The organism is Devosia sp. Z6_126, assembly GCF_058133495.1.
Genome location: NZ_JBYUNO010000002.1, coordinates 919121 through 939209 on the forward strand (window position 1 = coordinate 919121; position 20089 = coordinate 939209).

21 protein-coding genes and 1 pseudogene are annotated in these 20089 nt (G+C 64.3%); 6 read left to right on the forward strand and 16 right to left on the reverse strand.

The window, feature by feature from the left end:
• Nucleotides 1–155: 155 nt before the first annotated feature.
• Nucleotides 156–1286, forward strand: a complete 1131-nt coding sequence (locus AC3YOG_RS11515) for a DUF2336 domain-containing protein (protein WP_489935161.1) — start codon at nucleotides 156–158, stop codon at nucleotides 1284–1286.
• On the opposite strand, the gene AC3YOG_RS11520 is transcribed toward AC3YOG_RS11515, so the two are convergent.
• Genes AC3YOG_RS11520 through AC3YOG_RS11530 form a run of 3 tightly spaced genes read right to left on the reverse strand, consistent with a single transcriptional unit; the run spans nucleotide 1283 to nucleotide 4554 of the window.
• Nucleotides 1283–1618: a DUF1491 family protein gene (locus AC3YOG_RS11520; RefSeq protein ID WP_127752363.1), complete on the reverse strand. Its 336-nt coding sequence runs from the start codon at nucleotides 1616–1618 to the stop codon at nucleotides 1283–1285. The two genes, AC3YOG_RS11515 and AC3YOG_RS11520, sit on opposite strands and share 4 nt — an antisense overlap.
• Nucleotides 1619–2782: a peptidoglycan-binding domain-containing protein gene (locus AC3YOG_RS11525; protein ID WP_489935162.1), complete on the reverse strand. Its 1164-nt coding sequence runs from the start codon at nucleotides 2780–2782 to the stop codon at nucleotides 1619–1621.
• Entirely contained in the window at nucleotides 2779–4554 is a 1776-nt protein-coding gene (locus tag AC3YOG_RS11530; RefSeq protein ID WP_489935163.1) for a PAS domain-containing sensor histidine kinase, read from the reverse strand. The genes AC3YOG_RS11525 and AC3YOG_RS11530 overlap by 4 nt, the downstream gene beginning before the upstream one ends.
• Nucleotides 4555–4887: 333 nt before the next feature.
• Here AC3YOG_RS11530 and AC3YOG_RS11535 point away from each other — a divergent pair, with 333 nt between their 5' ends.
• Nucleotides 4888–5184 carry a hypothetical protein gene (locus AC3YOG_RS11535; protein WP_489935164.1) on the forward strand — a complete coding sequence of 99 codons (297 nt, stop codon included), beginning with the start codon at nucleotides 4888–4890 and terminating at the stop codon, nucleotides 5182–5184.
• 46 nt (nucleotides 5185–5230) lie between these two features.
• A complete protein-coding gene (locus tag AC3YOG_RS11540; protein ID WP_489935165.1) occupies nucleotides 5231–5662 on the forward strand; it encodes a SufE family protein in 432 nt (143 codons plus the stop codon).
• Here AC3YOG_RS11540 and AC3YOG_RS11545 read toward each other — a convergent pair.
• The 10 genes and pseudogenes from AC3YOG_RS11545 to mbhE form a co-directional block, all read right to left on the reverse strand.
• Nucleotides 5659–6144: pseudogene (locus AC3YOG_RS11545) on the reverse strand (DUF6456 domain-containing protein); the annotation flags it as partial. The gene AC3YOG_RS11540 and the pseudogene AC3YOG_RS11545 sit on opposite strands and share 4 nt — an antisense overlap.
• 37 nt (nucleotides 6145–6181) lie before the next feature.
• Nucleotides 6182–6580 (reverse strand): helix-turn-helix domain-containing protein, encoded by a 399-nt coding sequence (locus tag AC3YOG_RS11550; protein WP_489935166.1) that lies wholly within the window; start codon nucleotides 6578–6580, stop codon nucleotides 6182–6184.
• 154 nt (nucleotides 6581–6734) lie between these two features.
• On the reverse strand, nucleotides 6735–7160 hold the full coding sequence (locus AC3YOG_RS11555) for a Ros/MucR family transcriptional regulator (protein ID WP_127752356.1): 426 nt from the start codon (nucleotides 7158–7160) through the stop codon (nucleotides 6735–6737).
• A 152-nt stretch (nucleotides 7161–7312) separates the two neighbouring features.
• Entirely contained in the window at nucleotides 7313–7636 is a 324-nt protein-coding gene (gene mnhG, locus AC3YOG_RS11560) for a monovalent cation/H(+) antiporter subunit G (protein WP_489935167.1), read from the reverse strand.
• Complete coding sequence (locus AC3YOG_RS11565) at nucleotides 7633–7947, reverse strand: cation:proton antiporter (RefSeq protein ID WP_489935168.1); 315 nt, start codon at nucleotides 7945–7947, stop codon at nucleotides 7633–7635. The genes mnhG and AC3YOG_RS11565 overlap by 4 nt, the downstream gene beginning before the upstream one ends.
• On the reverse strand, nucleotides 7944–8423 hold the full coding sequence (locus tag AC3YOG_RS11570; RefSeq protein ID WP_489935169.1) for a Na+/H+ antiporter subunit E: 480 nt from the start codon (nucleotides 8421–8423) through the stop codon (nucleotides 7944–7946). Before AC3YOG_RS11570 ends, AC3YOG_RS11565 begins: the two co-directional genes overlap by 4 nt.
• Nucleotides 8420–10006 (reverse strand): proton-conducting transporter transmembrane domain-containing protein, encoded by a 1587-nt coding sequence (locus tag AC3YOG_RS11575; protein WP_489935170.1) that lies wholly within the window; start codon nucleotides 10004–10006, stop codon nucleotides 8420–8422. The genes AC3YOG_RS11570 and AC3YOG_RS11575 overlap by 4 nt, the downstream gene beginning before the upstream one ends.
• Before the next feature lies 1 nt (nucleotide 10007).
• Nucleotides 10008–10385, reverse strand: a complete 378-nt coding sequence (locus tag AC3YOG_RS11580; RefSeq protein WP_489935171.1) for a Na+/H+ antiporter subunit C — start codon at nucleotides 10383–10385, stop codon at nucleotides 10008–10010.
• The gene (locus AC3YOG_RS11585; protein WP_127752350.1) at nucleotides 10385–10810 is read right to left on the reverse strand and encodes a Na+/H+ antiporter subunit B; all 426 of its coding nucleotides are present in this window, start codon (nucleotides 10808–10810) and stop codon (nucleotides 10385–10387) included. The genes AC3YOG_RS11580 and AC3YOG_RS11585 overlap by 1 nt, the downstream gene beginning before the upstream one ends.
• A complete protein-coding gene (gene mbhE, locus AC3YOG_RS11590; RefSeq protein WP_489935276.1) occupies nucleotides 10807–13128 on the reverse strand; it encodes a hydrogen gas-evolving membrane-bound hydrogenase subunit E in 2322 nt (773 codons plus the stop codon). The genes AC3YOG_RS11585 and mbhE overlap by 4 nt, the downstream gene beginning before the upstream one ends.
• Nucleotides 13129–13448: 320 nt before the next feature.
• On the opposite strand from mbhE, the gene AC3YOG_RS11595 reads away from it, so the two are divergent.
• The 3 genes from AC3YOG_RS11595 (at nucleotide 13449) to AC3YOG_RS11605 (ending at nucleotide 16964) form a co-directional block, all read left to right on the forward strand.
• On the forward strand, nucleotides 13449–15551 hold the full coding sequence (locus AC3YOG_RS11595; RefSeq protein WP_489935172.1) for a S9 family peptidase: 2103 nt from the start codon (nucleotides 13449–13451) through the stop codon (nucleotides 15549–15551).
• Between the two features lie 72 nt (nucleotides 15552–15623).
• A complete protein-coding gene (locus tag AC3YOG_RS11600; RefSeq protein WP_489935173.1) occupies nucleotides 15624–16226 on the forward strand; it encodes a superoxide dismutase in 603 nt (200 codons plus the stop codon).
• Between the two features lie 183 nt (nucleotides 16227–16409).
• On the forward strand, nucleotides 16410–16964 hold the full coding sequence (locus AC3YOG_RS11605; protein WP_172122728.1) for a response regulator: 555 nt from the start codon (nucleotides 16410–16412) through the stop codon (nucleotides 16962–16964).
• On the opposite strand, the gene AC3YOG_RS11610 is transcribed toward AC3YOG_RS11605, so the two are convergent.
• The 3 genes from AC3YOG_RS11610 to AC3YOG_RS11620 form a co-directional block, all read right to left on the reverse strand.
• Complete coding sequence (locus AC3YOG_RS11610; protein WP_127752346.1) at nucleotides 16961–17521, reverse strand: LOG family protein; 561 nt, start codon at nucleotides 17519–17521, stop codon at nucleotides 16961–16963. The two genes, AC3YOG_RS11605 and AC3YOG_RS11610, sit on opposite strands and share 4 nt — an antisense overlap.
• Before the next feature lie 2 nt (nucleotides 17522–17523).
• Entirely contained in the window at nucleotides 17524–18984 is a 1461-nt protein-coding gene (locus AC3YOG_RS11615) for a helicase HerA-like domain-containing protein (protein WP_489935174.1), read from the reverse strand.
• Between the two features lie 69 nt (nucleotides 18985–19053).
• Nucleotides 19054–20061, reverse strand: a complete 1008-nt coding sequence (locus AC3YOG_RS11620; RefSeq protein ID WP_489935175.1) for an asparaginase — start codon at nucleotides 20059–20061, stop codon at nucleotides 19054–19056.
• Nucleotides 20062–20089 lie beyond the last annotated feature (28 nt).

Genomic DNA, 20089 nt, shown 5'->3' on the forward strand with positions numbered 1-20089 from the left:
GGGGGCAGCATGCACGGCTGAATCTGTGTCGGCGAAACGCCCCTCGCGCCTGGGCCCACTTAGCGAACATCATGGTTAATAGTCCGCTAACGAATTGGGGGCAAAAGTGGAAACACGCCCGATTTGTGCGCAGCAGCAGTTGACGGTCCGCGAACATGCTTGGCTTCCAGCCCTACGAAACCTTTCAGCTCCTGGTCGAAAACGGCGGCATCGAGCGCACCAATACGCTGCTGATTGCCGCCTGCGACGCTTATGCCCGCCGCGGCAAGCCCACCCCGGTTGAACTGGACCAGTTCGAGGCGCTGGCAAGCCGCCTTTTCCCCGCAGCCAGCCCCCAGGCGCGCGCCAAGGGCGCCGCCATCCTGGGCAAGGCCGATCTCCTGTCCCCTGCCCTTGAGCGGCTCGTGACGGCCCATATCGGGGACGACCTGCAGGCCTTTCTCGAAGCGGTGCCGGCGCTGTCCGAAGACACCATTCTCGAGATTATCGCGGACGGGGATGTCGGCGCCGCCGCCATCCTTGCGGGCCGGGACGATCTGTCCAATGCCGCGCTCGCCAAGCTTTTTGGCCTCAATTCGCGCAAGGTCTACCGCGCCCTCGCCGCCAACGCGGCCATCGTGCCGCGCGGCGCTTATCTCAGCGCCCTGGCCCGTTCGGCGCAAATGGACCATGTGGTCGCCCAAACCCTCGCCAAGCGCGAGGATTTTGATGCTGGCCTTTTGGCGCCGGCCTTCTTTGATCTGTCGGACGATGACCGCATCAAGGTCATCCAGTCCTTTGCCAACCGACCCACTCCGCTGGCGCCGATCAAGAAGACCATCGAGCAGATCTCCGTCGCCAACCAGGAACTGACCCGGGCGCTGATGAAGCTGTTTTCCGAAAACCGCCGCCCGGAAGTGACGCGCCTGCTCAGCCAGATCACCGGGCTCGATGAAGTGCGCTGCGGCCAGATCGCCCATGACGTCACGGGCGCCTCGCTGTTCGTGATCCTGCGTGCCTTCGGCTGCTCGGCCTATGAGGGTCTCAAAGTGCTCATCCACGCCACCAGCCACGACAGCGATCGCTCGCGCGCCCTGGGTGATTTTGCCACCCTTTTCAGCACCGTGCCGGCCGACGCCATGGCTTATCTGATGAGTGCCTGGCGCGGTGAAGTGAACCTGCTCGAGCTCAACAGGCCACAATACCAGCCGCAATCGCAGCGCCGCTTGCTGTCGGCCAGCCAATCGTCAGCAGTCAACGGCGCCGTCGAAAGCGCCGCGCGCCTCGGCATTAAGCGGGCAAGCTAGGGGACGATCTCGATCCCGGGATCATCGCCACGCAGATCAAGGCTCAACACCCACAGATCGGGATCGAACCGAGCTTCCTGGGCGATGCGCTCGCGGATCTTGGCGGGCTCCACGCGGCTGAAGCGGCGCTGAAACACCAGCCCGGCCTCGTCGCCTCTGCTGGCCATGGGCGCGGGGGTAAACAGCGAGCCGGTGCCATCGAGATGATCCACCTCGATGAACACCTGCCCGGCAATTGGGTCGCCCCTGCGCGACACTACGCAGATATGGCCCAGATCATTGTGCCGGCGCACAAAGGCTCCACACCATAGATCGCTGCGCAGCGGTCCCACTTAGATCGAAGCGCCCGCTTCTTGCAGCAGGCCGAGCAGGTCGGGATTGACCTGTCCGGTCACGCGGTAATTGTGGAAATTCTCGAATTCGCGGATGGCCTTGGCCGTTTCGGCGCCAGGGTGCCCGTCGATCGGGGCATGGAAAAACCCAAGGCTCGCGAGACCGCGCTGGATCTGGCTCACCAGCTGCTTGTTGTTGGCTGGTGGCAGGCTCGTGGCCGCCATCACCTGGTCGGCTGGGTCGCTGCCAGCCAAAGCCGATTGCGCAGGCGGTGCGATCTCTTCGAGCGAAGCGACCTGGATCGGCTCGGGCATGGGCTGGGCGGGCGGGGCCTGCACGGGAGCGGCGGCCGCCACCTGTGCGGGTGCGGCAACGGCGGTGGGCGCAGGCTGGCTGCCGCCATCGGCGGCGGCAACGATGGAATCGATGCTTTGCGCGGCGGCGGTCACCACCGGATCGGCCTTGCGCGTCACCGGCGCAACAGGCGCCAGCGGCGGCAAGCCGGTTTGCGCCTGCGGCTGTGCCGCAGCAACCTGCACAGGGGCCACCGGCGCCGGCGCGGGCGCGGGCTGCACCTGCGCCGCCGGCTGCACCTTGGGGGCCACGCCGTTGCTGTCGGATTGGAGAATGGCCTCGATCACCGCGCGGGTCATGGCGCCGGTCGGCGTCATGCCGTTGCGTTCTTCAAAGGCGCGAATCGCCCGGGCCGTGCGCGGGCCATAGTAGCCGTCGACCATTCCGTCAAAGAGCTTGAGTTCAACCAGCCGCTTTTGCAGCTCGAACACTTCGGCATTGCCCACCGGCTGGTCGGGCACTTGGGGCGCGGCCACCGGCTTGGACACGGTGCCCGTGGTTTGCGGCACCGATTCGGGTATGGCCTGCAGTTGTGGTTCGGCTCGTGCTGCGACTGGCACCGGCACGGGCACCGCCTCGGCCAGCTCGCCGCCCGCTTCGCCAAAGAACGGCGCAGGATGATGCTTGGTCTGGAAGTAAAGCGCATTGCTGGCCGCCAGCGCCGTCAGGGTGACCAGCGCCAGCAGGCCTGTCGAGGCCAGCGGAGCGCGCATATAGCGAGAAAGTGTCCAGAGCCCCGCGCGACCCAAACTGGTCGCCACGGCGCTGCCCGCCAGGAGAGGCAGGCGCGAGATGGTCGTTGCCGTCATTGCGCTTTTCTTTTTTCGTCTTGCCATGAACTGATTGGGGAAGAGACCGGCTCACGATGGAGGGGCGTTACGGCGGCAGTGTCCTCTACCTTTATTGCCGGACCGTTTACCGGCAGCAAGACCGTAACGGTTGTCCCCGCTCCAATTTCGGAAAGTGCCCGCAGCGTGCCTTCATGCAATTCCACCAAGCCCTTGACGATGGAGAGCCCCAGCCCCGTGCCCTCATAGCGACGGGTCAGCCCTTCATGGGCCTGGAAGAAGGCTTCGCCCAGCCGGCTCAGGGCCTCGGGCGCCATGCCGACCCCGGTGTCACTGACCGACAGGTTGAGGCACTGGCCCTGGCGCTTGAGCGATACGGTGACGGTGCCGCCGTCATGGCTGAACTTGATGGCGTTCGACAGCAGGTTCAGCAGGATCTGCCGGCAGGCGCGCTCATCGCCAACCAGGGCCGGAAGCTTGGGCGCAATATCGGCGACGATCTTGATGCCCCGCTGGCGCGCCGATGCTTCCACCATTTGCATGCAGGGCTCGATGATATCGGCCGCCACGAAGGGCTCGGTCTGCAGCTCGAACTTGCCCGCCTCAAGCTTGCTCATGTCGAGCAGCATGCGCACCACTTCGAGCAGATGCCGCGCGCCCTGGTGGATCAGGCCGGCATATTCGCGATGTGTAGGCGACAATTCGCCGCCGATACCACTGGTCATCATTTCGGAAAAACCAACCACGGCATTGAGCGGCGTGCGCAGCTCATGGCCGATCGTGGCAAGGAAACGCGACTTGGCGGTGGAGGCTTCCTCGGCGATTCGCTGGGCTTCGCGCATGGCCACTTCATTGTCCTTGCGAGCCGTGATGTCGCGGAACAGCGCCACAACTTCATAGCCGCCTTCGCTAGGCAAATCCTCGCGCACCGGCGAAAAGCTGGCTTCCACCCAGATATAGCGAGGCAGCTTGGTGCCACCGACCGGATCGTCCTGGCGCATGCGCACTTCCACGACGCGCGACTTGCCGGCCTTGTTGGCGTCGGAAAATGCCGTGAGGTAGATCGGGCGGTCCAGCACATGAAGCCGTTCGCTCAGCGAAGCGCCGCTCAGTTCATAGCGCCGGCATCCAAACAGCGTTTCCGAGGAGCGCGAAGCGAGCAGCACGTCGCCCTCGCTCGAAAAGCGAATCACCGAATCACGCACATGCTCGATCAGGTGCCGGTAAGCAGTGACCTGGGCCTTGTCGTAAACCTCGAATGCCGCCCCGATGCCGTGGGCGGTATAGGCAACCATCCCGGCGCAAGTGATGAAGGCGAGGCCCGAAACGATCCCCAGCATGGTTTGAGGCACATCGGCGCCACCAAAGCCGGCCACTGAAGCCGCCATCCCGCAAGCCAGCACGCCGGCCAGCAACAGCCAGCTCAGCTTGCGCAGCGAAGAGCGCGCCAGCAGCGAAGCATGGACCGGGGCGATCAAGGCAATGGTGAGCCCCGTATCGACCAGCATCGGGTCGACCAGGGTCAGGATCAGACCAGCGCCCAGAATGCCGAATACCTGGCCGGCAGCGGCCTGCTCATATTGGCGGCTGGCATGGAAGGCCAAGGTTGCCATGCCAATGCCGAGGCCGATCGCGGCCACAACAAAGGGGAGCGCCTGCCCACCGACCAGCCAGAACACGGCGAAGGGCATGGCCAGCACCGAGGCCAGCAGCAGCAGCCGGGCATTGTCGCCAATGGTCTTGCGGCGCAGCATTTCCGGGCGGTGCCCGGATCCGGCAACGGCCAGGCTCATCTCTTTGCTTGCGCCGAAAGAGTAGAGGCTACGCATATACTTACACTCGCACTTAAGGTCCCGGGGAAGGGTACCGGGACACCGCGCCGGGGCAGTTAGCCACTGGCTTGGATACTGACTGCACCCTGCAACCCAAGAGCTAAGAGCGCCTTAAATGACCGGTGTGACGCGGAGCTTTGGCGCCGATCCGGGGCGGCTTTCTCCCGGTAGCGTAAACAAGGTGTGTGCATGGGAAATCTGTTAAGCAGCATTTGCATCAAAGCTTATCGATCACCCCGGCTGTGGTTTAATGGCGCGCGGAGGCAGGCCCTTCGGGCAACCGCGGAAAACATGATGTTCTTGCTGCGCTCAATGTTCTGGCTGTGTCTGGCCTATATGGTGATCAAGCCCGGTGCCGATCTCGCGCGCATGGGCTCGGACCTGTCGGCCACGGCTGCTGCGGCCGGTCGCCAGGCCGCCTCGCACGGCGTCGCACAAATCACCTGCACCAGCCTTGAATGCGCCGGCGGCAAGGCACTGCTGTCGGGGGCCCTCGCGGCTTCTGCACCAGCAACGCCACCCGCGCTGGCCCCTGCCCCGTCGATGGCCGACGCCGTGCCCCTGCCGCGGCCACGCCCGCGCCGCAGCTAGCGCATTGCATCTGGAAAAGGCGCTTGCGGTGCCCTAGTTAAAAGGCATGAGCGAGCCACAAGCCTTCCAGGACATTGCCGAAAACCTTTCCTTCCTTGACGACTGGGAGGATCGGCTGAATTACGTCATCGAGCTTGGCCAAGCCCTGCCCCCCATGCCGGACGCCGACAAGACCCCGGAAAACAAGGTCAAGGGTTGCGCGTCCAATGTGTGGCTGGTGTCGGAGGCCAATCGCGCGGGCGATTCTGCCACCATGACCTTCAAGGGTCAGTCCGACGCCATCATCACCAAGGGTTTGGTGGCGATCCTGATCGCGCTTTATTCGGGCCGTCCAGCCGCTGAGGTCGCGCAAACCGATGCGGTCTCCTGGTTCGAAAAGATCGGGCTGAGCGAGCATCTGGGGATGCAGCGCTCCAATGGGCTCGTTGCCATGGTCAACCGCATCCGCTCCGAAGGGCGGGCGCTGAGCGCACGCTAGCGCGCCGGCGTATCCTCCTCCTCCTCCCCGATCAACGGCAGCCTTTCCGCTAGCCATCCCCGCGCCCGACTTTGCTCCGGCCCGCTGGCACTGCCCGACAAGCCCCACAACCGCGCGAGCTGCTCGAGCCCAATTCGCAACACCAGCTTGGCGCTGCGCCGCGGCCATTGCCGCTCGGTTTCCACCGTTTGCAGCCCCTTGCTGAAGCCGCACACATCGATCACCACGCCCCAGCAATCGCCCGGCATGGCCGCGGCGATCTGCCCGAGGCGCTTGCGTGCGTCCGCGGCCGCATCGGACATCTCGAGCGCGGCGTTGCCCCCACCCCTGCCCCCTCCCACCCGCGCCGGATCATAGGACATGGTCAAGCGCGGGGTGAGCCGCGCGCGGTCCACCAGCCGCATCAGCCGCTCGGCGGCCAGCAGGTGATGAGCCTGGAGAAAGGCTTCGCCATCCTTGCCCGCACCCAGCCGCTGCAGGGGATGGTCCGCCGATCGAGGTGCGCCGGCCTAGCCTGGCTTAGTGCTCATGAGCGGACGCTCCCACCACCAGCCCGGCGATTCGCTGCTCGAGGTCGCAGACCTCGTCGTCGAAACGCGGATCATCGCGCAGATCTTCGATCAACGCACAGGCATACGAGACTGTTGTCCTATCGCGCCCGAACACCGCGCCCACTTGGGTCAGGCTGCGCCCTAGGCTTACATGCGCCAGGTACATGGCCAATTGCCGGGCCCGCGCCGCAGCGAACCGACAGCGCGAGCGGCTGGTAAGCAGTTCGTCTGGCACGTTTTTCCGCCGCGCCACCAAGGCAATCACCTGCTCGCACGCGGGGTCGGGCCGGCCTTGAGTTCGTTGTGCTGTTTGCCCTGACATCTTGCAACCTCCGCGCATCAAGGACTTTATTCCTAGATACTGCATCGGTAAAGCCCGGGCGGGGATAAGTTGGGGCGCACAAACCCCACAAAGTCAAACGGCCGCTCCAGGAGCGGCCGTTTGAGGGGCAGATCATAGCCGCCGTCCTGAATCGCTCGTGAGCGATGCGAACGCGACCAGTCGTAGCGGTTAGCTGGGCTTAGACAGCCTTGCGGCCGAGCCCGTTATCTTTGGCGAGCTTGGAGCGGGTCGCAGAATAGTTCGGCGCGACCATTGGGTAATCTGCAGGCAAACCCCACTTCTCGCGATATTCTTCGGGAGACATATTGTAGTGGGTACGCAGATGGCGCTTGAGCGACTTGAACTTCTTGCCGTCTTCAAGACAAATAATGTAGTCAGGCGCCACAGACTTGCGGACCGACACAGCAGGCTTAAGTTCTTCGGGCGGGGGCGCGGGTACTTCGTTGCTCTGCAACAAGCGCAGGGCACCATGAACTTCCGAGATCAATTTCGTCAGATCAGTAGGACTCACGGCATTATGACTGACGTAAGCCGATACGATATCTGAACTGAGTTCGATTAGATCCGTCTCGTAGCCGCTCGCCGCCTCAGCGGTATCGTTCATTTGTTAACCTTTCTGTTATTGTTTTTGGGTGAGCCTAACTCACCGCCGTACTGTTTACTTATGCGTCTTTAGACGGCGGCGCAATGATACCTACCGCCTAACTGTTGCGACAATTTGGGCGGTCTCAAGGCCTCGGAGCAATTACTACCATACTACTCCGGGGGAGGACTGACCTGCTGCCCGCTTTCCTCGGCGGGCTGGTAGGTGACGCGCGCCAGCAAATGGGCCGCAACCGGGGTGGTCAGCAACAGGAACAGGATGCCCAGGATGGCCCGCAGCGCCACTGCCGCATCCTGGCTCACCAGCGCCACGGCCAGCAGCAGCAAGCCACCACTAACCGCCCCCGCCTTGGAGGCGGCATGCATGCGGGTCAGCAGATCGGGAAAGCGCAGCACGCCGATCGTGGCGAGGAGGCTGAACACCGCCCCCACCAGCATCAGCAACGCCGCAAGATAAAGCGCCAGCTCAACAATCATGGCTCGCTCTCCACCGCGGCGATGGTGGTGGCCTTGCGGCGGGCCAGCAGATAGCGCGCCAGGGCGATGGTTGCCAGAAAGCCCAGCAGCCCCAGAGCGATAGCGATATCGAGATACAGCATCAGCCCGGTGCGGATGGCAATGATGCTGACAAAGCCCAGCGCCACCACCGTCAAGAGATCAAGCGCCAGCACCCGATCGGCCAGGGTCGGCCCGATGATGATCCGCACCACCGACAACAACAAGGCTGCAGCCTGCAGCACCAGCGCCGCCGTAGTGGCATGGGCCAGGAACTCGGTTGCCGGCATCATTGGAACACCTTGCGGATGCGCGCTTCAAAGCCCGAAGCGATATCGTCGATCACTGCCTGCGGGTCGGATACCGACAGCGCATGCACATAGAGATGGCTGCGGTCGGGCGACAGATCGATGCTCAGCGTGCCCGGCGTCAGGGTGATGAGATTGGCCAGAAGGGTGATCTCGGCATCGCTCTTTACCTTGAGCGGCACCGCAACCACCGCCGGGCGGAGCGCCGATTTCAGGTCAGGCGTCAGCACCAGAATGGCCACGCGGATGGCGCTGAGATTGAGTTCATACACGAACAGGACCGCCAGCGAGACGATCCGCCGCAGGCGCTTGAGCGCGCGGGGCGGCGCCACCGAGTCGCGCAGCAGGAACATGGCGCCCGCGGCAATCACGGCGCCAAACACCAGATTGGCGCCACTGAAATTGCCGGTTATGGCCAGCCAAAGCAGCGCCAGGACGATCACCAGCAGTGGCAGCTTCATGGTGCTTCTCCCGCGAGTTCCACCGCCGCGATATAGCGCTGCGGATCAATCATGTCGGCGACCCCGACCCGCGCGGCGTCGAGCAGCGGATTGGGCCAAAGCCCGGCTGCGACGACGAGCAGCACCAGGGCACCGGTGGCTCCAAAGGTCAGCAGGCTCGAGCGGCGAGGCACGATCACAAGCGGCGCATTCTGGTGCTCGGAACCCGCCCCTTCCCAGCCGCCGCGCCAGAACACATGCGCCCACATCCGGGTGCCCGCAATAAGCGTCAGCACCGCATTGCCCAGCAGGGCAAGCATCAACAGCAGCCGCGCCGGATCAACTCCGCCCTCGAACCCCGCCGTTGCGGCTTGCAGCAGCAGCAATTTGGGCCAGAAGCCCAGCAGCGGCGGCACGCCGGCAACGGCCAGCACCAGCAAGAAGAACAGGATCGACATGGGGGTCGAGGCTGCATAAAGCCCACCCATTTGGCGCGTATCGGTTTGCCCGGTACGGCGCTCGATCATGCCCGCCACGAGGTACAGTCCCGTGAGGGTGAAGATGGCGTGGAAGATATAAAGCCCGGCACCGGCAATGCCTTCGGGGGTTGGCATGGCGATGCCGGCCAGCACCGCGCCAATGCCACCGATCAGCATGAAGCCGATGGCGCGGCGCAGATTGGTTTCAGCGATCGCCCCGAGCGGCCCCAAGATCAGGCTCGCGATCGCCGCGGTGGCAAGCAAGGGCTGCAGCAAGCCATAGCTGCCCGGCAGCAGTACGATCATGGTGCGCAACAGGGCAAAAACGCCCACCTTGGTCAACAAGCCGCCCAGCAGCGCCGAAACGGCGGCCGAGGGCGCATGATAGGACGCCGGCAGCCAGGCATTGACCGGAAAGGCCGCGCCCTTGATGGCGAAGGCCAGCATCAGCAAGGCCGCCACCGCTGTCATCGCCGCCGGGTTCGCCCCCGGGGCCGAGCCGATGATGTCGGCCATGTTGAGCGTGCCCAAGAGGCCATGCAGCAGGCCGAGCGCGAGCAGGAAAAAGCTCGCCGCCATGATGTTAAGAAAGCCGTATTTCACTGCGGCGTCGAGCTGCAGCGGCTTGCCGCCCAGCACCAGCAGCCCGAAGGACGCGATCAGCATCACCTCGAACCACACATAAAGATTGAACAGGTCCCCGGTCAGGAACGAACCCGTCACTCCGCCAAGCAGCAACAGCACCAGAGCGTGAAAGCCATCGCGAGCGCCTTCGCCGGGATCCCGCTCCGCTTCGGCATAAACCAGCACGATCAGGGCGACAATTGCGGCTGCGAGGGCAAAGCCGGCACCAAGCAGGTCGGCGGTAAAACTGATGCCAAATGGGGGCTGCCAGCCACCCATGGTCATGCTGACCGGCCCTTCGCGCAGGATGCGCGCGATCAAGGCGATCTCGCAGACGATGATGCCGATCACCACCAGCATGGCGGCAATCGCCGGTGCGCCGGGTGCCCGGCGCAGCACAAGCAGGAATGCCGAGCCCATCAGCGCCAGCACGAGGGGCAGCACCACCAGCCATTCGCTGGCCGGCGTCATCCCGATCATCAGGGAAAAAGGCTCTGCCATCTCAATAACTCAACGGCGGCTGGGGCGCCCCGGGCGGCTCGGCCAGGCGCATGGTGTTGGTGTTGTCCGCGTCCAGCGTCTGATAGGCGCGGAAGGCCAGCACGAGAAGAAAGCTGAACATGGCAAAGCTGATGACGATGGCGGTCAGGATCAGCGCCTGGGGCAGCGGGTTGGCAATCGGCCCGACCGGCACATCGAGGCCGGGCGGCACGATGGGCGCCACTTCGCGGGTCAGCCGGCCGGCGGTGAAGATCAACAGGTTGATGCCGTTCCCCAGCACGGTCAGGCCCAGCAGCATGCGGATCACCGATTGGGACAGCAGCAGATAAACGCCGCAACCGGTGAAAACGCCAACAAGCACGGCAAGAAAGAAATTCATCAGAGGTCCTCCTCCCGACCGGCTTCCAGCGCCAGGGCGATGGCCGAAACACTGCCAAAAACCACCAGATACACGCCGATATCAAAGAACATCGGGGTGGAAAGAGCCACGGACGATTCCCCCAGGTTGAGCTCGTACCAGATGCTGGTCATGAAGGGTGAGCCGGTAAACAGCGACAGCACGCCCGTGCCCGCGGCAAGCAGAACCCCAGCGCCCGCCAGCGCCAGCGGATCGATCCGCATGGCGCGCCGCACCCGATCCACGCCCGCAGCCATGCCATAAATGGCGATGGCAGACGCCGCGATCAGCCCACCGATAAAGCCGCCACCCGGCTCGTTATGCCCGCGCAGGCAAATAAACACCGAAAACACCAGCATGACGGCAATCACCACCGGGGCGGTGGTGCGGAAGATAACGGTGTTCATGCCTCGCCCTCCAGGCCGTCTTCAACGGGTTTGGCGGCCCGGCGCTTGGCGCCGCTGCCGGCCTTGGCCGTGCCGCGGATCAGCGCCAGAATGGCAATACCGGTCGCCATCAGCACCGAGATTTCGCCCAGCGTATCAAAGCCGCGATAATCGACCAGGATCACGTTGACGATGTTGTGCCCATGCGCAATCGGCACGCTCGTGGCGGTGAAGAAATCGCTGAGCGTGGGGTCGAGCGTGCCGGTCAGCACCAACAGCAGCGTCAGGCTCACGCCAACAGCGCAGGCGAGCGCCACCGCGCCATCGCGCAGCGCCTCCCCGAGCGGGCGGTGATCGCGCTCATCGAGCCGCAGCCGCGTCATCACGAGGGTGAGGATCACGACCGAAAGCACTTCCACCATGAACTGGGTAAAGGCCAGATCCGGCGCGCCGAACAGCAGATAAAGGAGCGCTACGGCCGTGCCCTGGATGCCCAGCGCCAGGATGGCGACCAGCCGACTGGGGGCGAGCAGCACCGCACCCAGCCCGGTCACCGCCAGCGCCAGCACCACCCATTCATGCAGATAGGGCATGGTCGGCTGCAGATTGGCGGGCCAATTGCCCTGCGCCCATGAACCCAGAACATCGAGCCCACCCAGGCCGATCACCGGCACCAGCAATACGAGGGCCAGGCTGGCAAACACGACCAGCAGGTAAACCTCAAGCCGGCCGTGATGCAGGAAGCGGGTGACGTCGGCCGCGAAGCGGATCAGGCCGAACATGGCGTGGTCGAACACATGGTCGGCGGTCCAGCCCATCGCCCGCCCGCCGCGCCGCAGCACGGTGCGGATGGTGGCGGCCTGCCAATACACGGCGACGCCCAGTCCCCAGGTCAGGATGGACAACCACACGATGGGGCTGCGCAGATCGATGGCGAGCCCCAGATGGCTCAGCGCCGGTTCGCCCAGGATAGTGCTCGCCGCGGGTGCGACGATGTCATGGCCCAGCCATTCCACCGCCACTGCGCCCAAAATGGCCACCCCGCCCAGCAGAATGGGGCCAGCCAGCATGGCAATGGGTGCCTCATGGGGCGATTTGGGCGTGGGCAGCAGCGGCCCGAGAAACGGCTTGATCATCACCACCATGGCGACGCCGGCCAGCAGTGCATTGCCCAGGATCAGCACCACCAACACCAGCAGCGAGTCGAGCCGTGGGGTGAACAGGGCCAGATACATTTCTTCCTTGCCGAAAAAGCCCAGCGTCAGCGGCAGGCCGATCATGGACAGGGCCGCCAGCGCCGCGCCGATAAAGCTCACCGGCATCTGGTCGGCAAGGCCACCTAGCGCGGGCAGATTTCGGGTGCCGGTGCCATGGTCCACCGCGCCCGCCACCATGAAGAGGCCCGCCTTGTAGCAGGCATGGGCGAGGAAATAGATCACCATGGCCGAGATCGCCGCCTCGTTGCCGATGCCGATCAACAGCACCAGCAGCCCAAGCGACGCGATCGTGGACTGGGCCAGCATCTGCTTGAGATCGGTTTGCCGCAAGGCGCCAAAAGCGCCCCAAAGCAGGGTCACGCCACCAAAAACGATCAGCAGCAAGGTCCAGATCGGGGTCTCGCCCAAGGTCGGGGACAGGCGCGCCAGAAGATAAACGCCGGCCTGCACCATGGTTGCCGAATGCAGGAAAGCCGACACCGGAGTGGGCGCTTCCATGGCATTGGGGAGCCAGAAGTGGAACGGAAACTGCGCCGATTTGGTGAAGGCGGCAAGGAGGATACAGCCCAGGATCGCGCCATAAAGCCCATCCGCGCGAATATCCGTTCCGGCCAGCGCGCTCAGCTCCCAGCTGCCCGTCGCCTGCCACAGCAGCAGCACGCCGATCAGCAGCGCCAGCCCGCCAATATTGGTGATCACCAGTGCCTGGATGGCCGCCCGCCGCGCCGCCTCGCGCCGATGATCGAACCCGATCAAAAGGAACGAGGTGACCGAGGTCAACTCCCAGAAGGCAAACAGCGCCAGCGTGGAATCCGCGAGCACCACGCCGAGCATGGCCGACATGAAAACAAGGATAAAGGCGAGAAAGCGCCCTTGATGGGGATGCCCGTTGAGATAAGCGCCGGAATACAGCACCACCAGCGTGCCCACCGCCGCAATGGTGAGGCTGAACAACAGGCTCAGCCCATCCAGCGCAAAGGACAGGCGCAGCCCCAGGGTCGGCACCCAGTCAAAGCCTTGGCGCAGTGGCAGACCGGCCGCCACGGCTTCGAGCCCGCCCAACAGCAGCACGAACACGCCGGCAGGCACCAGGGCCAGCAGCCAGCCGGCCGCCCCCCCCATCCAGCGCACGAGCAGCGGCGCCAGGAGTGCGGCCAGGGCGGGCGCCCCAACTGCCAGATACAAGCTTGCCGGTGTCCAGAACTCCAAGTGTCCGCCCCAGTTGAGTGCCGATTCCGGCGGTTTGTTTGGGCGGCGACCTTAGCGGATGGACTTGCTGGGACAAGTTAAAATCACGGGAGCGTGACAATTGGCCCTGCAGAGTTGCTGCAGCTTTGCCGTTGCGCTCTGGAAATCACCGGGCGGGAGCCCTACCTTGCCTTCATCTCCCCGCGAAGGCAGCCGCCACCTTGGCCGATGCTTTCGCCCCATCTGGAATTTTCATGCCCAAGCTTTCCCCACCTGTCGCCGCCCGCAAGCCCTTCTTCGCCACGCACCACAATGACCGGCGCGAGGACCCCTATCACTGGCTGCGCGCGCCCAATTGGCAGGAGGTGATGCAGCAGCCCGAAACGCTGGATGGGGAAATCCGCGACTATCTCGAGGCCGAGAACAGCTTTTTCGAGGCGGAATTCGGCGGCCCCACCGCAGATCTGCAGGAGGCGATTTATCGCGAGATCCGCGGCCGCATCAAGGAAGACGACAGCGGCATCCCCTCCCCCGATGGCCCCTTCGCCTATAATTCGCGCATGCTCGAGGGCAAGCAATATCCGCAGGTCGTGCGCACCCCGCGCGATGGCGGGCCCGAAACCGTGCTCCTCGACTGCAATATCGAGGCAGGCGACGGCTATTTTGGCTTTGCCGGGGCCGAGCACGACCCCTCCCACCGCTATCTCGCCTGGGCCGCCGACCGCGCCGGCTCGGAATATTACGACATCGTGGTGCGCGATCTCGATACGGGCACGGACAGCCCGGAAGTGATTGCCGAAACCGCCGGTTCCTATGTCTGGAACAACGACAGCACGGCCATCTTTTATACCGAATACGACGACAATCACCGCCCCTTCCGCGTGCGCGAACATCGCATCGGCACGCCCCAGGAGAGCGATCGCATTGTTTTCGAGGAAAGCGATCCCGGCTTTTTCGTCGGGGTCGGGCGCACCTTGTCGGGCAAGTTCATCGTCGTTGATGCCCATGACCACCAGACCTCCGAAGTCTGGCTGCTCGACGCGAGCGGCACGGGCGAACTCCGCTGCGTTGCCCCGCGCGTAACCGAGCGCGAATATGACGTCGATGAGCGAGACGGCGTGCTTTACATCCGCACCAATGCCGATGGCGCGGAAGACTTCAAGATCGTCACCGCCCCCGCCGACAATCCGGGCCCGGAGAACTGGACCGATCTCGTGCCCCACCAGCAGGGCGTGCTGATCCTCGATACCACCGTCATCCGCAATCACCTGCTGCGCCTCGAGCGCTTCGAGGGTCTGCCCCGCATCATCGTCCGCGACCTGCGCACCTCAGCCGAGGACACCGTTGGCTTCGACGAAGAAGCCTATTCGCTGGGCATGTCGGTGGGCTACGAGTTCGACACCTCGACCTTCCGCCTCACCTATTCCTCGCCGACGACGCCCTCGCGCACCTATGACCTCGATCTCGAGACCGGCGAGCGCACGCTCCTTAAGGAGCAGGAAGTGCCCTCGGGCCACAACCCCGCCGATTACGTGACGCGGCGCCTGTTTGCCACCGCCCCCGATGGCGAGCAGGTCCCGGTCACCGTCCTTTATCGCCAGGGCACCCCGCTCGATGGCACTGCCCCGGCCCTGCTTTACGGCTATGGCGCCTATGGCATGTCCATGCCCGCTGCCTTTTCCGTATCCGCCCTGTCGCTGGTGGATCGCGGCTTCATTCACGCCACCGCCCATATCCGGGGCGGCATGGAAAAGGGCTATCGCTGGTATGCCCAGGGCCGGCGCGAGCACAAGACCAATACCTTCACCGATTTTATTGCCGCCGCCGAAATGCTGATCGCGCAAGGCTATACCGCCAAGGGCCGGATCGTCGCGCAGGGCGGCTCGGCCGGCGGCATGCTGATGGGCGCCGTCGCCAATATGCGGCCCGATCTGTGGGGCGGAATCCTCGCGCAGGTCCCCTTTGTCGATGTGCTCAACACCATGCTCGATGGCACCCTCCCCCTCACCCCGCCCGAATGGCCCGAATGGGGCAATCCGCTGCTTTCGGCCGACGATTATCGCCGCATTGCCAGCTACGCGCCCTATGAGCAGGTCGCGGCCCAGGATTATCCGCCCATCTTTGCCCTGGCGGGCCTCACCGATCCGCGTGTGACCTATTGGGAGCCCGCCAAATGGGTTGCCAAATTGCGTGCAACCAAAACCGGCGCGGCGCCGCTTTACCTCAAGACCAATATGGGCGCAGGGCATGGCGGCGCTTCGGGACGGTTCGACCGTATCAAGGAGACCGCCATGTGCTATGCCTTTGCGCTCGATTGCGTAGGGCTGGCGCAATCAACTCAATCAGCGCAGGGCTGATTGCAGCAATGCCGGCAAGCTCTTATAGGCTTGGACCCGGCCCGGACTTATCGATTCAACAGGAGGCTACTCATGGCTTTTGAACTGCCCGAACTGCCCTATTCCAAGGACGCGCTTGGCCCCTATATGTCGGCCGAAACGCTGGAGTTTCACCACGACAAGCACCACCAGGCTTATGTGACCAACGGCAACAAGCTGCTGGAAGGCTCGGGGCTGGAAGGCAAGAGCCTCGAGGAAATCGTGCAGGCGAGCTTTGGCACCAATCAGGGCCTCTTCAACAATGCCGGCCAGCACTACAACCACGTGCATTTCTGGCAGTGGATGAAGCCCAATGGCGGCGGCAACAAGCTGCCCGGCACGCTGCAGGCAGCCATCGACTCCGATCTGGGCGGTTTTGACAAGTTCCGCGCCGATTTCATCAATGCCGGCACCACCCAGTTCGGATCGGGCTGGGCGTGGCTATCGGTGAATAACGGCAAGCTCGAAGTCACCAAAACCGCCAATGGCGAGTCCCCGCTGGTGCATGGCGGCAAGCCGATCCTGGGCGTCGATGTGTGGGAACACTCCTATTACATCGACTACCGCAATGCCCGCCCGAAATATCTCGAAGCCTGGTTCGATAACCTCGTGAACTGGGAACATGTCGAGCAGATGTTCACCGAAGCGCGCGGCTGATCGCTTCCGCTTCCAGCCAATGGGCCCGTCGCTTGATTGCGGCGGGCCTTTTGCTTTGGGCCGCGCCCCGCCCCCAAGCCTTCATCTGTGCTTTCCACAAGAAATGCTGTGGGCGCTGCGGCTTTGCTTCGCCCGACTCAATGTCACCTGCTAACCCTTTGTTTACCATTAGGGGTTGTGTGCGTGTCTTCATCAGGCAAACTTGTCGCTGTTTTTGCAGCCAATGACGCGCTGTCATCCCTGCTGGCGATGGTTCTGGCTGGTGACCTGCGGCTGCGCGTGCGCCAGTTCGATTGCGAAGCCGCGCTCTTTGCTTATATGCGCCTTGCCCCCATTGATGTCTTGATCGTCGATTTCGATCGGGAAGGCCGCCCCGCCTATGAAATGGTGGAAGCGATCCGGCTCGACCTCACCATTCTCTGCCGCGAGGTGCCGGTGATCGCGCTCACCCGTGCCATCACCCCGCCCATGCGCCATCAGGCCATCAGCGCCGGCATTGATGAAGTGGTGATCAAGCCAATGTCGCCCCGCCATCTGCTGCAGCGGGTGCAGGCCCGCCTGCGGGCCGCCGCCGGCACCGGTTATAGCCCCGTGCCTGTTTACCGCGGCCCGGAGCGCCGTAAAAACCTGCCCGGCATCTCGCCCCAGCCGCTTTTTAACCGGCGCGCTTCGGACAATGTGGTGCAGCTGTTTCCCAAGCGAGCGCAGCCCAGCGCGCCCCAGCTCTCGCCGAACTAGCGCTCGCCCACCAGCCGGCTCGCCCGCGTCCAGACATCCTCGACCGAGTCGGAAAACTGCAGCAGGCGATCATGGCCCTGCAGGCTGTGCGAGAGCACATCGGCCGCATAACCGCGCACCACGTCAAAGGCCTTGTGCCGGTTGAGCATGACCACGGGCCGCACCAGTCCCTTTTCCTTGGCGGCGGACCAGGTGGTGAAAAGGGCCGAAATCGAAGCCAGCGACCCCGGCAGCGCCACGAAGGCATCGGCAAGCGCCCCGACCCGGGCCGCCCGTTCGCTGCGATCGGCAATGATCTCAAGCGGCACGCCGTCAAGCGCTGGCGGCAGCACAATGGTGTCGTCCCCAATGATCTGCACCCGCCCGCCAGCAGCGCGCGCCGCGGTGATCAGCGGCACCGGCAGTACGCCTTGCTCGGCCAGGCACACGATCGCGGCGCCCCGGCGGGCAAACAGGCTTCCCGCCTGGCTCATGATGCTCGAGCGCTCGGGATCGCCCGGCCCCCGGTCAGACGCGAAAACCGCCAATGTCACTGTGGGGGAAACCGAATCCGCCATCATCACCATCCCCGCTTCAGGCTGCCAAGCACGCCGCGCACCAGCGCACTGCCCAGCCGGTTGGCCACGGTGCGGGCCAGTGAATTCATCGCCGCTTCCGCCGGAGTCTGGCGCGACGAACGGCGCGGTGCCTGCGTTTCCTTGCGCTCTCGCTCGGCGCCCGCCTCATCTTGGCGGCGCTCGGCCTTGCGCGCCAAAACTTCAAAGGCTGAATCCCGGTCGATCACCGCATCATAGAGCCCCCCGACCGGCGAATCGGCAATCACGGCCTGCCGCTCGGCCGGGGTCAGCGGACCGATGCGGCCGCTTGGCGGGCGGATCATGGTGCGCCCAACCATTGAAGGAACGCCCTTTTCGCCTAGCGTCGAGACCAGCGCTTCGCCGGTCCCCAGCTGGGTAATGGCTTCCTCGGTGGAAAAAGCCGGGTTGGCCCGGAAAGTTTCGGCTGCTACGCGCACCGCCTTTTGCTCGCGCGGCGTATAGGCGCGTAGCGCGTGCTGCACCCGGTTGCCCAGTTGCGCCAGCACCGCTTCGGGAATATCGGCAGGGTTCTGGGTCACGAAATACACGCCCACGCCCTTGGACCGGATCAGCTTGACCACCTGCTCCACCTTGTCGATCAGCGCCTTTGGCGCGTCATCGAACAACAAATGCGCTTCATCGAAAAAGAACACCAGCCGGGGCTTTTCCGGGTCGCCCACTTCGGGCAGTTCCTCGAACAGCTCCGACAGCAGCCACAACAGGAACGTGGAATAAAGGCGCGGCGAGCGCATCAGCTCGTCGGCGGCCAGCACCGACACAAAGCCACAGCCGTCGCGGTCGGTCCGCATCAAATCGGCAATTTCGAGCGCGCGCTCGCCGAAAAAGCTCTCGGCCCCTTGCTGCTCGAGCACCAGCAGGTCGCGCTGGATCGCGCCGATACTGGCCGAGCTCACATTGCCATAGCGCAGCGAGATCTCCTTGCTGCGCTGCCCGAGATCAGTCAGCAGCGCGCGCAAATCCTTGAGGTCGAGCAGCAACAGGCCTTCATCATCGGCCACCTTGAAGGCGATGTTGAGCACGCCTTCCTGGGTGTCGTTGAGATCGAGGAGGCGGCTCAGCAGCAGCGGCCCGATCTCGGAAATCGTGGTCCGGACGGGATGGCCCTGCTTGCCGAACAGGTCCCAGAAAATCGTGGGCGAGCCCTCGAACACCAGCCCGCCGGGCAGCCCGATCTTGTCCGCCCGCTCGATCAGCGCCGGCTTGGCCTCGCCCGCAACGGCGAGCCCCGATAGATCGCCCTTGATGTCGGCGCAGAACACCGGCACCCCGGCGCGCGAAAATCCTTCCGCCAGCACCTGGAGGGTCACCGTCTTGCCGGTGCCCGTCGCCCCGGTGATCAGCCCATGCCGATTGGCATAGCGCAGCGCCAGGGTTTCTGGCTGCGTGCTGGCCCCGAGAAAGATTTGATCACTGTCGCGCATCGGCCTCGCCTTGACTAAGGTGGGTCCTTATAGCGGTGCGCCGGCGGCAGGGACAAGCCGCGCCATGGTTTAAGCCAGGGGACCGGCCGGGCGCAGCCACCCCACCTGAGCACCCCGGACGCTGTTGATCGGCCGGTTGGCAATGGATTGCAGCACGGCCAGTTGGTCGGCCTCGGGATCGGAATAGTTCAGCAACAGGCCTGCCAGCATGGATTGCGACGCGGCCATGTTGCCGTCATCGCATTTGAGGGCATAGCCCCAGCCCTTGTCGCGAATGGCGCCGCACTGCACCCCTTCGGCGCCGATCTTTTGCATCACCCGCCCGCCAAAAGCGGCCATGATGCGGGTATCGGCATGGCCCGTTCCCGCCACCAGCAGCGGATACTGCGTGGCCGCATCAAACAGCCGCCGCGCGCCCGCCGCCATGTCGGGCGTCAGACCCCGCCCCGTCGCCATGACGGCAAATCCACGGGCAAAGGCGCGCAAGGGCGCGGCAAAAGTGGGGATGGAACAGCCGTCGGTGCCGCAGCGCTCTTCGCTCAGCGGCTCGCCGATCACCATTTCGATGGCATCGCGTACCGCGCGCTGCACCTGGTGCTCGCGCTCCACATAGCCCTTGGTCGGCACGCCCATGGCAAGCGCCACGCTCAACATGCCGCCATGCTTGCCCGAACAATTATTGTGCAGTGCTGGGGGCTTGAGCCCCGCCTGGCGCAGCGCCTCGCGCGCCGCCGGGTTGGTGGGCGGATGGGCGCCGCATTCCAGGTCATCCACCGACAGCCCCAGTCGCTCCAGCAGATGGGCGACGCCTTCCACATGCGGCTCCTCGCCATGGTGAGAAGCGCAGGCCAGCGCCAGCTCCTGAGGGGTGTGATGGAACTCGCCAATGGCGTCGCTGCCAAAGATGGCCAGCGCCTGCATGGATTTGATGGCGGAGCGGGGAAAGATGGGAAAGTCGATATCGCCGGCCGAGGCGATCACCGTGCCATTGGCATCCACCACGGCAAAGGCGCCGCGATGGCGGTTCTCGATCCAGTTGCCGCGGGTGGTTTCGGCAAGAACGGGATTGGCATCCATCGCAACGCACTCCAACTGACCACTTCTT

Excerpts from the sequence above, each read along its gene's own strand:
- AC3YOG_RS11515 (WP_489935161.1), top strand. The coding sequence starts at position 156 with ATGCTTGGCTTCCAGCCCTACGAAACCTTTCAGCTCCTGGTCGAAAAC.
- AC3YOG_RS11525 (WP_489935162.1), bottom strand. The coding sequence starts at position 2,782 with ATGACGGCAACGACCATCTCGCGCCTGCCTCTCCTGGCGGGCAGCGCC.
- AC3YOG_RS11530 (WP_489935163.1), bottom strand. The coding sequence starts at position 4,554 with ATGAGCCTGGCCGTTGCCGGATCCGGGCACCGCCCGGAAATGCTGCGC.
- AC3YOG_RS11535 (WP_489935164.1), top strand. The coding sequence starts at position 4,888 with ATGTTCTTGCTGCGCTCAATGTTCTGGCTGTGTCTGGCCTATATGGTG.
- AC3YOG_RS11540 (WP_489935165.1), top strand. The coding sequence starts at position 5,231 with ATGAGCGAGCCACAAGCCTTCCAGGACATTGCCGAAAACCTTTCCTTC.
- AC3YOG_RS11550 (WP_489935166.1), bottom strand. The coding sequence starts at position 6,580 with ATGCAGTATCTAGGAATAAAGTCCTTGATGCGCGGAGGTTGCAAGATG.
- AC3YOG_RS11555 (WP_127752356.1), bottom strand. The coding sequence starts at position 7,160 with ATGAACGATACCGCTGAGGCGGCGAGCGGCTACGAGACGGATCTAATC.
- mnhG (WP_489935167.1), bottom strand. The coding sequence starts at position 7,636 with ATGATTGTTGAGCTGGCGCTTTATCTTGCGGCGTTGCTGATGCTGGTG.
- AC3YOG_RS11565 (WP_489935168.1), bottom strand. The coding sequence starts at position 7,947 with ATGATGCCGGCAACCGAGTTCCTGGCCCATGCCACTACGGCGGCGCTG.
- AC3YOG_RS11570 (WP_489935169.1), bottom strand. The coding sequence starts at position 8,423 with ATGAAGCTGCCACTGCTGGTGATCGTCCTGGCGCTGCTTTGGCTGGCC.
- AC3YOG_RS11575 (WP_489935170.1), bottom strand. The coding sequence starts at position 10,006 with ATGGCAGAGCCTTTTTCCCTGATGATCGGGATGACGCCGGCCAGCGAA.
- AC3YOG_RS11580 (WP_489935171.1), bottom strand. The coding sequence starts at position 10,385 with ATGAATTTCTTTCTTGCCGTGCTTGTTGGCGTTTTCACCGGTTGCGGC.
- AC3YOG_RS11585 (WP_127752350.1), bottom strand. The coding sequence starts at position 10,810 with ATGAACACCGTTATCTTCCGCACCACCGCCCCGGTGGTGATTGCCGTC.
- mbhE (WP_489935276.1), bottom strand. The coding sequence starts at position 13,128 with ATGGGGGGGGCGGCCGGCTGGCTGCTGGCCCTGGTGCCTGCCGGCGTG.
- AC3YOG_RS11595 (WP_489935172.1), top strand. The coding sequence starts at position 13,449 with ATGCCCAAGCTTTCCCCACCTGTCGCCGCCCGCAAGCCCTTCTTCGCC.
- AC3YOG_RS11600 (WP_489935173.1), top strand. The coding sequence starts at position 15,624 with ATGGCTTTTGAACTGCCCGAACTGCCCTATTCCAAGGACGCGCTTGGC.
- AC3YOG_RS11610 (WP_127752346.1), bottom strand. The coding sequence starts at position 17,521 with ATGGCGGATTCGGTTTCCCCCACAGTGACATTGGCGGTTTTCGCGTCT.
- AC3YOG_RS11615 (WP_489935174.1), bottom strand. The coding sequence starts at position 18,984 with ATGCGCGACAGTGATCAAATCTTTCTCGGGGCCAGCACGCAGCCAGAA.
- AC3YOG_RS11620 (WP_489935175.1), bottom strand. The coding sequence starts at position 20,061 with ATGGATGCCAATCCCGTTCTTGCCGAAACCACCCGCGGCAACTGGATC.